The sequence below is a fragment of the Paenibacillus marinisediminis genome (assembly GCF_054343325.1).
The window spans coordinates 360,107-369,191 of record NZ_JBTGUH010000004.1 but is presented as its reverse complement, the minus strand read 5'-3'; the positions used below and the strand labels follow the sequence as shown (position 1 = coordinate 369,191).

Here is a 9,085-nt window from a genome sequence, read left to right as displayed (position 1 = left end):
TCCCACAGCAATGGTAAGACCCCTTGAAGACGACGAGGTAGATAGGTTCGGGGTGGAAGCACAGCAATGTGTGGAGCTGACGAATACTAATCGGTCGAGGGCTTATCCTAATGATATTCAAGCAGGCTTTTCAACTTCGCATTCAGTTTTCAGGGTATATACCTTGAATAATTATTGTTCCCTGATAGCTCAGTTGGTAGAGCACTCGACTGTTAATCGAGTTGTCACAGGTTCGAGTCCTGTTCGGGGAGCCATATGGAGAGATGTCCGAGTTTGGTCGAAGGAGCACGATTGGAAATCGTGTAGGCGCCACAAGCGTCTCGAGGGTTCGAATCCCTCTCTCTCCGCCAGCATGGCCCGTTGGTCAAGGGGTTAAGACACCTCCCTTTCACGGAGGTAACAGGGGTTCGAATCCCCTACGGGTCACCAAATTTTTCACTCAAATGGAAACAATTGAGGGTTGAACATAACAGCGGTAATTGATATGATATAATAGTCGCTGATAAAGAGACAACCAAAATATGGACGCTTAGCTCAGCTGGGAGAGCATCTGCCTTACAAGCAGAGGGTCGGCGGTTCGATCCCGTCAGCGTCCACCATAATCACTCTTTCGCGGGGTGGAGCAGTTCGGTAGCTCGTCGGGCTCATAACCCGAAGGTCGTAGGTTCAAATCCTGCCCCCGCAACCAAATTATCTGTGGAGCTGTGGTGTAGAGGCCTAACATGCCTGCCTGTCACGCAGGAGACCGCGGGTTCGAATCCCGTCAGCTCCGCCATATTTACTCTTGATGAGTAATGAACATGGCAATTGCATAACCTAAGGCTCGGTAGCTCAGTCGGTAGAGCAAAGGACTGAAAATCCTTGTGTCGGCGGTTCGATTCCGTCCCGAGCCACCATATAAGATTTATGCCGGTGTAGCTCAGTTGGTAGAGCGGCTGACTTGTAATCAGTAGGTCGAGGGTTCGACTCCTTTCGCCGGCACCATAGTTTTGCGGAGGCTTAGTGAAGTGGCTAAACACGGCAGACTGTAAATCTGCTCTCTACGAGTTCGGTGGTTCGAATCCATCAGCCTCCACCATTATAGGGGCATAGTTTAAAGGTAGAACAGCGGTCTCCAAAACCGTTAGTGTGGGTTCAATTCCTGCTGCCCCTGCCAATTATATTGTGGCTCAATTGAATATTATAGGTATATGGCGGTCGTGGCGAAGGGGTTAACGCACCGGATTGTGGCTCCGGCACTCGTGGGTTCAAGTCCCATCGATCGCCCCATATAACCTTGGGGATTAGCCAAGCGGTAAGGCAACGGACTTTGACTCCGTCATGCATAGGTTCGAATCCTATATCCCCAGCCATTTGCGGACATAGCTCAGTGGTAGAGTATCGCCTTGCCAAGGCGAGGGTCGCGGGTTCGAATCCCGTTGTCCGCTCCAGTACGGCGCCATAGCCAAGTGGTAAGGCAAAGCTCTGCAAAAGCTTTATTCCCCAGTTCAAATCTGGGTGGCGCCTCCAAATTTTTTACAATAGAAACATGTGCCCTTAGCTCAGCTGGATAGAGCGTTTGACTACGAATCAAAAGGTCAGGAGTTCGAATCTCTTAGGGCACGCCATCTTCAAATTAATAAGCCGGTGTGGCGGAATGGCAGACGCGCGCGACTCAAAATCGTGAGGGAAACCGTGGAGGTTCGAGTCCTCTCACCGGCACCACTAATTACAGTTAAGTATTTCACAGTCAAATCGACTGATGGGATGCTTTTTTTGTTGTTTCGGAATATTTTACGCTATATCTGATATTTCAATTATGAACCATAAATAATGCCCCCATTAGAAGTAGTCGATGACTAATCTAATAGGGGCACAATATTAACAATGAGTGCTTGAACTTATTCTTGTGGAGGCGTTATTGTATTCGAAGCAATAACAGCCTTTGGCTCAACTGGCTCTGATTTCGATTCGGTTAAGCTTTGAATCATCTCGACAATATCAATACCGGATACTTGCTTAATCATCTCAGGTGCTGTGGCCATCAATTGGGTTACATAATTGCTGACTCGATTAGCCCCTTCGCCATTGCCGGTATCTACCACCGTTATGTTATCAATCGATTTAAGCGGCTCTGCGATCTTACCTGCGAGCTCTGGAAGCATCTTAACGACGATATCAAGAACCGCAGCCTCACCGAATGCGTTAAATGCTTCAGCAAGCTTCTGCTTCGCTTCCGCTTCCGCAATACCGCGCAGGCGGATAATATCCGCATCTGCCGTACCACGAGCGCGATCGGCGTCGGCGATCGCAAAGCCTTCGAGACGCTTCTGCTCAGCCAATGCTTTCGCCTCAGCTTCAATTCGATATTGCAAGGCATCAGCTTCCAGCACTTTCCGTGATTTTTCAGCTTCAGCCGATTGAACGACTGCATATCGCTCAGCATCTGCTTTCTTCTTCACTTCGGAGTCGTACTGCTTCTCGCGACGTAGAATTTCTTTTGCTTCGAGGTCGATCTCACGTTCCTTACGAACCAGTTCAACTCGCATCTGCTCTTCAACCACACTCTGCTTGGAGCGCGCTTCTTGAATATGATAAGCCTGGTCAGCTTCTGCTCGAGCCATATCTTGTTCTCGTTTGAAGGATGCCACTTTCAGTTCTTTATCCTTGCTAGCCTCGGCAACATTCGTATCACGCAGTAATTCCGCCTTCATCCCTTCTTCTTCCGCTTTTGCTTTCTGAATTCGGGAGTCACGGACTGCTTCAGCCTCAGCGATATCTGCGTCACGTTTAACTGCTGCGATCCGAGGTTTACCGAGAGCGTCGAGATATCCATGCTTATCGCGTACATCCTTGATCGTAAAGGATACGATCTGCAAACCCATCTTCTTCAGATCCTTCGCAGCAATAGCTTGAACTTCTTGCGCGAAACGATCTCGGTTGCGGTACATTTCCTCGACGGTCATAGAACCCAGGATTGAACGTAAGTGACCTTCCAATACTTCTTGAGCTTCCATCTTTAAGCCTTCTGTAGGCTTGCCAAGGAATTGCTCAGCGGCTGTAGCGATGTCCTCCACAGTACCACCAATCTTAATAATAGCTACCGCATCTGTCATAACAGGTACGCCTTGTTCGGTATACACCTCTGGAGTCATCACATCCAGCTTGTGCGACAATAGAGACAAGAACTGTGATTGCTGGAATATCGGTACGATAAATGCGCCGCCGCCGCGGATGATCTTCATTTTACGACCCGATTCGTCTGTTGAAACATTTTTCGAACCTAGATATGTACCCGTTACAATCATGGCCTCATCAGGGCTTACCGTCTTGTACCGTGCCCAGAAGGCAAGGCCTAACACGACGATAACACCTACAACGATGAGTGGAATAACCAAATAATCTGGCATAGCATGACACTCCTATCATATAAAGTTACAGAATGCGATAGACATTCTGGCTAAAACCATACTTACAAATAGCGTATCATCCATATGAAAAGATTGATTATGTGTGCAGCCATGATGTAAATTTATCAGGACAATACATCAGTTTCCAAGGGCGAGACGTAGACTGTGTTATCTTTCGTTTCTACTATAACAACACGTGTGTCCTGCGGAATATCAATTCCGTCCCAGGATGCGGCTATATGATTCGTATTGCCGATCCCAATTCTGATGATTACTTCTCCGTATCCTTTTGCAGGAATAGATATGCTGACTTCGCCAATAGTGCCTTCAAGGTCTTTCATAGAGTATCCAACTGAGTTCTCTCGATTCTCCATTGGCTTTATATATAGAAAGAAGACACCAATAGAAACTACGATTGCAATCAGAATCGCTATTGCGATGATCCAGACTGCGGCAAGGGCCGTGTATCGAGTCATCAGGATGCCGGCTGCGCCGATTGTTGTTAATCCACTGACTAGTACTGTTGGGTTGAAGAATGGGAGGTCAGTCTCGCCGAACATGGCTTCAATAGAATGCTCGATGACATCGTTGAATATGAGGGTGATTAAGGCATAGAGGATACCGAATATAATCAGCCCCCAGTACAAGGTTTCCATAGCATCACTCCGATATGACAGGCTCCATCGAGAAGCAATCGAGACGACTTGCTATGCAATGGGCTTATATGGAATTGTATACGTGACATGGAATCAATTGGTTTCGTGAAGTGTTAGGATGTGTTCTGTCTGCGGTCTGTTTCGTTCCCCGACTTCGGTCTAGGTACAAAAACCGTCCGGAGCCTGTTTTGATGAAACGACAAACAGCCTAAAATAAAGACATAAGCAAACGATATGGAAAGGTGGTGACGATACGATGCAAAGGAAAGGAAATTCACTGGCAATACTACTTATCGGATTAGGTGCATTCATCCTTTTGAGTAAGATGGGCTTCTTGCTCGGCGGATTGATGGGATATCTTGTGCCAATCGCGATTATAGCACTAGGCTACTATGGTGTAAAGGCTGGGAATTCATTCTTCGGATGGTTGTTCATCATCATAGGTGCTATTTCACTGATCGGCAAGTTCTCTTGGTTGATCGGAATCATTATCGGGGTAGGGTTAGTTGTGTGGGGCGTATCGCTGCTAACACGTAAAGGAAGTAACCGATACTACTATTGAGTGAAATGTATGATGGGTTAAGGAGGTTATTGATGCATGAGTAACAATATTATGAGACGTGTTCGTGACATCACAATGGCTACATTGAACGAACACCTGGAAAAGTCAGAAGATCCTGTTCGCTTGATCGATCAGTTCCTAATGCGAACTCAACAGGAGATTAGCGAAACAGAGCGTTTATATCAGCAGTATGTGATGCACGCTAATCAGATGAAGCAGCAATTGAATCAGGCGATTGAATTGCGCGACCGCCGGGAGCAGCAAGCGATGGTTGCCCTTAAAGCGAACGAAGAATATGCAGCTAAGCTAGCTCTTCAAGAGAAATTAATGCATGAAGATAAGGCTAAGAACTACGGAGAACTGTACGATAAGAGCAAGCAAGCGATTCTCGAATTGGAAGAGCAGCTTAACACGCTGAAGAGTGAGTTCCAGACGGTATATGACAAGCGTCAGATGTATATCGCTCGTATGCAAACATTGCGACTGCAGCAGCGCATGAATGAACGCGCTGGATTCTACGGCGGACAGCAGGTAGACAATATGTTCCGACGACTAGACGACCGTGTAACGGACATGGAGTGGGAATCTCAGAGTTTACGAGATGTACGCCGCATGAACGAAGGAAGTTACCGCTCTTCCTACGAGAAGGAATCCCAGCTGCAACAAGAGATGGATCGCTTGAAGCAGAAGTTGAACCGACCTAAGGAGTGAGGTAACGCATGAATAAGAAATTGTATCGTTCTACACGCGATTCTAAGCTTACCGGTTTATGTGCCGGTATCGCAGAATGGTTGAATATTGATGCAACATTAGTTCGGATCTTGTTCGTCATTGGTGTCGTTTTCTCTGGCTTCACACTATTGATAGCTTACTTCATTATCGCTTTGGTAGTTCCGAAGGAGCCGCGTCCACCATATGGCCCAATGAACTATTACGGTAATCAAGGCTATTATGATCCGAACAGATATAATTCGAACGGATATAGCTCAAACGGATATAATCCTAACAGCTACAATGGACATAATCAGGACCGTGATTCGCACCGTAATCGCGATTATTACTCTAAAGATTACAACCAGTCGAACAATCACACTTCTTCGATTGATTCCATGATGGAAGATATCGAGAAGAAAGCTATGAAGAATGAAATCCAACAACTTCGCGAAAAGCTCGCGAAACTCGAGAAAGGGGAATAATAAAATGGGAGTATTCAAACGAATTAAAGATATGACGAAGGCATCGATGCATGACATGCTTGATAAAGTAGAGAACCCAGTCGTTATGTTGAACCAATATCTGCGCGACATGGAGGCTGAAATCCATGAGGCAGAGGTTACAGTCGCTAAGCAAATGGCTAATGAGCGCCGCATGAAGCAGCGCTATGATGAAGCAATTCGCATGGGTGCTGAGCGTGAAGCACAAGCAGAGCGCGCAATTGTTGCAGGACATGAAGAGATGGCTCGCAAATTGCTGGAAGAGAAATTGTACTTCGATCAAAAGATTCAAGAGTATGGCGATCTCCATGCACAAGCGCATGCACAAGCTCAAGAGCTGATGCAGCAAATGCACTCGATGAAGGATGAATTCTACAAGCTGCGCAACAAGCGCAATGAACTGGTAGCTCGTGCTCAAATGGCTGAAGCTCGCAAACAAATGTCTTCCATCAGCACGATCCATACGATTGAAAGCGGCGGCGCATCCCGCGGCTTCCACCGTATGGAAGAGAAGATTATGCAGATGGAAGCAGAAGCAGAAGTTATGCGTGTACCTTATACACCAGGCGTGACAACTTATCAGCCGCCAGTTGATGTAGAGAAGCAGCTTAAAGTGGAAGAGCAGCTTGCTGCTATGAAGCAAAAGCTTGGCAAAACGGAATAAACTATTGGGGAATCCGATCGAAATATGGTATCCTTATCAATAAGGCATGCGGCGATGCGACAAGCATCGCCGTTGTTGCATCTATATCAAATGCTTGAATTTACATCTATGAAAGTTGACAGACAGGGAGGTGCGGCCGAGAAATGAATAACCGAATACTTGCCTATGTACTAATCGCGATAGGGTTATTGATCTTAATTAGCAAATGGCTGAGCTTCGGGACTATCGTCGCGCTGATCATGATCGTGTTAGGCATTCGTAAAGTTCAAGACGCGGAAGGTAAGATTGGATATGTCTTGATAGGGGTCGGCGCAGCGATTATCCTGCTTGAACACCTTGTTTTGTTTATTGGCCTATTCATATTGTCCTTAGTGTTCTTCTATTATCGTTCGCAAAAGGTTCAGAAGGAGCAGCATGTAATGAAGCGGCACAGCCTCACAACCATGCTCAAGTGGGATCGCGAACCGTACCAATTATCCTCACAGAGCTTATGGCATATCGTAGGGGAGAGTGATATCGACTTATCGCTGGCCATTCTTGGAGAGAAGGAAACGTCTCTGCTATTCCAAGGCGTGCTGGGAGATATGGATATTATGATTCCAGATGATGTAGGAGTTGAGATTGAAGCAACCGTTTTATTTGGACAGATTGATCTTGGTCTTGAACGAGAAACGGGCTTCTTCAATCAATGGAAGTGGCGTTCCCCTAATTATGATACTGCCGACCAGCGAGTAAACCTGAATTTATCCTACCTCGTAGGAGATATAGATATAAGACTGCACTGATAAAGGAGATTAGCCGGATGAATTCGAAGAAACCTGCGAATATGGTGTTGCGTACAATTGGAGAGTCCATGCTGCTGTCATTCGTACTCTTCTTCGCCATTTCCTATATGCTGCAGTCTTCAGGATTTGTGCAACCGTATGAGACATGGCGAGAAGGTGTATGGGCGACGCTGTCGACACTTGTTGTCGTCGGTTTCATTGCTCTGCTGTTCGGCTTCATTCAAGGCTACCGAATGAAGCGTAGAATCGAACTCTTGCGCGAATCGATGCTGCTCTTAGAGAAGGGAAATCTGTCCCGACCGATGCCGGATATCGGCGATGATGAGCTCGGGCAGCTTGCTGAACAATTGGAGCGAGTAAGCAAGCGTTGGGAAGAGCAAGTAACTTCCCTGCAGCGCTTGTCTACTAACAATGCACAATTAGCGGAGCAAGCGCGTGTAACCGCGATCATTGAAGAGCGGCAACGATTGGCGCGAGAACTGCACGATGCGGTTAGCCAGCAGCTATTTGCGATATCGATGACAGCTACAGCTGTAAAGCGAACGTTGGGGCGCGACTTTGATCGAGCTGAACGGCAGGTCGAGCTGATTGAAGAGATGGCCTCTGTCGCGCAGTCTGAGATGAGAGCATTGCTGCTGCATCTGCGACCAGTTCATCTGGAAGGCAAGGGGCTGGTACAAGGCTTGCGTGAACTTGTGCAAGAGCTGCAAACCAAAGTTCCGATTGAGATTCATTGTGAGGTAGATGAGGAGATTCATCTATTGAAGGGCGTAGAGAACCACTTGTTCCGTATCGTACAAGAAGCGCTGTCCAATGCACTTCGCCATTCGAAGGCGGAACGAATGGAGATTAAGCTTCAGAACCGTAATGATTCGGTGCGGCTTATGATTCGAGATAATGGTGTTGGCTTTAACTGGGATGTTCAGAAGCAGGCCAGTTATGGTCTGCGTACAATGCAAGAGCGCGTAAATGAAATTGGAGGCTCTATTCAGATCATTACTGCGCCTGATAAAGGAACACGTATCGAAATCCGGGTACCGCTAGTGAAAAATGATTCGATGTGGGGGGAGGATGAGGTTGGAGATGGGATCAATGGAGATGGATCTGAGTCTGGAGATGGAAAATGAGATAAAGGTGCTGCTCGTCGATGATCACGAGATGGTGCGTATCGGTTTGGCTGCTGTGCTGAGCACAGAGGATGGTATCGAGGTGATTGGAGAAGCAAGCAATGGAGAAGATGGTATCCGACTTGCACAGGCGTATAAGCCGGATGTCGTATTGATGGATCTGGTCATGGATGGTATGGACGGTATCGAGTCAACGCGCAAGCTGTTGCAATTGTATCCGGACTGCAAAGTCATCGTACTGACCAGTTACTTGGATGATGAGAAGATGTATCCGGTCATTGAAGCGGGGGCGTTCAGCTATCTGTTGAAAACATCGCGCGCGACAGAGATTGCCGATGCGATCCGAGCTGCTGCAAGAGGACAATCGGTATTGGAGTCACAGGTTGCCTCTAAGATGATGAATCGCTTCAGACAGCCTAAGCCAGCACAGGCGGCGCATGAGCAATTGACAGAACGTGAGATGGATGTGCTGCGGCTGTTGGCTCAAGGCAAATCGAATCAAGATATCGCGGACGATCTGTTTATCGGTATTAAGACAGTCAAGTTTCATGTCACCAATATATTGGCTAAGCTTGGTGTGGAAGATCGCACTCAAGCGGCGATATATGCTTATAAGAACGGATTAAGTGAATAAACAAGAAACGACAACCCGGCAACTGATCGCACAGTTTGCCGGGTTGTGTCGTTT

General features: G+C 47.1%; 9 protein-coding genes, 16 tRNA genes and 1 rRNA gene. 24 read left to right on the top strand and 2 right to left on the bottom strand.

The window, feature by feature from the left end; all coding sequences use genetic code 11:
- The 17 genes from ACXX53_RS12965 to ACXX53_RS12885 form a co-directional block, all read left to right on the top strand.
- Positions 1–110 (top strand): 23S ribosomal RNA (locus ACXX53_RS12965); the annotation flags it as partial.
- A gap of 68 nt (positions 111–178) precedes the next feature.
- A tRNA-Asn gene (locus ACXX53_RS12960) sits at positions 179–254 on the top strand.
- Positions 255–257: 3 nt separating this feature from the next.
- Positions 258–350, top strand: a tRNA-Ser gene (locus ACXX53_RS12955).
- Between the two features lie 4 nt (positions 351–354).
- Positions 355–429: transfer RNA gene (locus tag ACXX53_RS12950), tRNA-Glu, on the top strand.
- Positions 430–523: 94 nt separating this feature from the next.
- Positions 524–599: transfer RNA gene (locus tag ACXX53_RS12945), tRNA-Val, on the top strand.
- A gap of 12 nt (positions 600–611) precedes the next feature.
- Positions 612–688, top strand: a tRNA-Met gene (locus ACXX53_RS12940).
- Between the two features lie 10 nt (positions 689–698).
- Positions 699–775: transfer RNA gene (locus tag ACXX53_RS12935), tRNA-Asp, on the top strand.
- A 45-nt stretch (positions 776–820) separates the two neighbouring features.
- A tRNA-Phe gene (locus ACXX53_RS12930) sits at positions 821–896 on the top strand.
- A gap of 12 nt (positions 897–908) precedes the next feature.
- Positions 909–984, top strand: a tRNA-Thr gene (locus ACXX53_RS12925).
- A 9-nt stretch (positions 985–993) separates the two neighbouring features.
- A tRNA-Tyr gene (locus tag ACXX53_RS12920) sits at positions 994–1,078 on the top strand.
- A 4-nt stretch (positions 1,079–1,082) separates the two neighbouring features.
- A tRNA-Trp gene (locus tag ACXX53_RS12915) sits at positions 1,083–1,156 on the top strand.
- 37 nt (positions 1,157–1,193) lie between these two features.
- Positions 1,194–1,269, top strand: a tRNA-His gene (locus ACXX53_RS12910).
- Positions 1,270–1,277: 8 nt separating this feature from the next.
- A tRNA-Gln gene (locus ACXX53_RS12905) sits at positions 1,278–1,352 on the top strand.
- A gap of 3 nt (positions 1,353–1,355) precedes the next feature.
- Positions 1,356–1,430: transfer RNA gene (locus tag ACXX53_RS12900), tRNA-Gly, on the top strand.
- Between the two features lie 4 nt (positions 1,431–1,434).
- Positions 1,435–1,509 (top strand) — tRNA-Cys (locus ACXX53_RS12895).
- Between the two features lie 21 nt (positions 1,510–1,530).
- A tRNA-Arg gene (locus tag ACXX53_RS12890) sits at positions 1,531–1,607 on the top strand.
- Positions 1,608–1,622: 15 nt separating this feature from the next.
- A tRNA-Leu gene (locus ACXX53_RS12885) sits at positions 1,623–1,704 on the top strand.
- A 176-nt stretch (positions 1,705–1,880) separates the two neighbouring features.
- On the opposite strand, the gene ACXX53_RS12880 is transcribed toward ACXX53_RS12885, so the two are convergent.
- Positions 1,881–3,389, bottom strand: coding sequence for an SPFH domain-containing protein (locus tag ACXX53_RS12880; protein WP_458569047.1), 1,509 nt, complete (start codon positions 3,387–3,389; stop codon positions 1,881–1,883).
- Between the two features lie 125 nt (positions 3,390–3,514).
- The gene (locus ACXX53_RS12875) at positions 3,515–4,045 is read right to left on the bottom strand and encodes a protease (protein ID WP_458569046.1); all 531 of its coding nucleotides are present in this window, start codon (positions 4,043–4,045) and stop codon (positions 3,515–3,517) included.
- Positions 4,046–4,301: 256 nt separating this feature from the next.
- Between ACXX53_RS12875 and ACXX53_RS12870 the strand changes: the two genes are divergently transcribed.
- From ACXX53_RS12870 to ACXX53_RS12840, 7 genes are all read left to right on the top strand, one after another.
- Complete coding sequence (locus ACXX53_RS12870) at positions 4,302–4,607, top strand: LiaF transmembrane domain-containing protein (protein WP_458569045.1); 306 nt, start codon at positions 4,302–4,304, stop codon at positions 4,605–4,607.
- Between the two features lie 36 nt (positions 4,608–4,643).
- Positions 4,644–5,318: a PspA/IM30 family protein gene (locus tag ACXX53_RS12865; RefSeq protein WP_458569044.1), complete on the top strand. Its 675-nt coding sequence runs from the start codon at positions 4,644–4,646 to the stop codon at positions 5,316–5,318.
- Positions 5,319–5,326: 8 nt separating this feature from the next.
- Positions 5,327–5,803, top strand: coding sequence for a PspC domain-containing protein (locus tag ACXX53_RS12860; RefSeq protein WP_458569043.1), 477 nt, complete (start codon positions 5,327–5,329; stop codon positions 5,801–5,803).
- A 4-nt stretch (positions 5,804–5,807) separates the two neighbouring features.
- Positions 5,808–6,485: a PspA/IM30 family protein gene (locus ACXX53_RS12855; protein ID WP_458569042.1), complete on the top strand. Its 678-nt coding sequence runs from the start codon at positions 5,808–5,810 to the stop codon at positions 6,483–6,485.
- Between the two features lie 143 nt (positions 6,486–6,628).
- Positions 6,629–7,270: a cell wall-active antibiotics response protein LiaF gene (gene liaF, locus ACXX53_RS12850; protein WP_458569041.1), complete on the top strand. Its 642-nt coding sequence runs from the start codon at positions 6,629–6,631 to the stop codon at positions 7,268–7,270.
- Between the two features lie 17 nt (positions 7,271–7,287).
- Positions 7,288–8,397, top strand: a complete 1,110-nt coding sequence (locus tag ACXX53_RS12845) for a histidine kinase (protein ID WP_458569040.1) — start codon at positions 7,288–7,290, stop codon at positions 8,395–8,397.
- Complete coding sequence (locus ACXX53_RS12840) at positions 8,363–9,031, top strand: response regulator transcription factor (RefSeq protein ID WP_458569071.1); 669 nt, start codon at positions 8,363–8,365, stop codon at positions 9,029–9,031. The genes ACXX53_RS12845 and ACXX53_RS12840 overlap by 35 nt, the downstream gene beginning before the upstream one ends.
- Positions 9,032–9,085 lie beyond the last annotated feature (54 nt).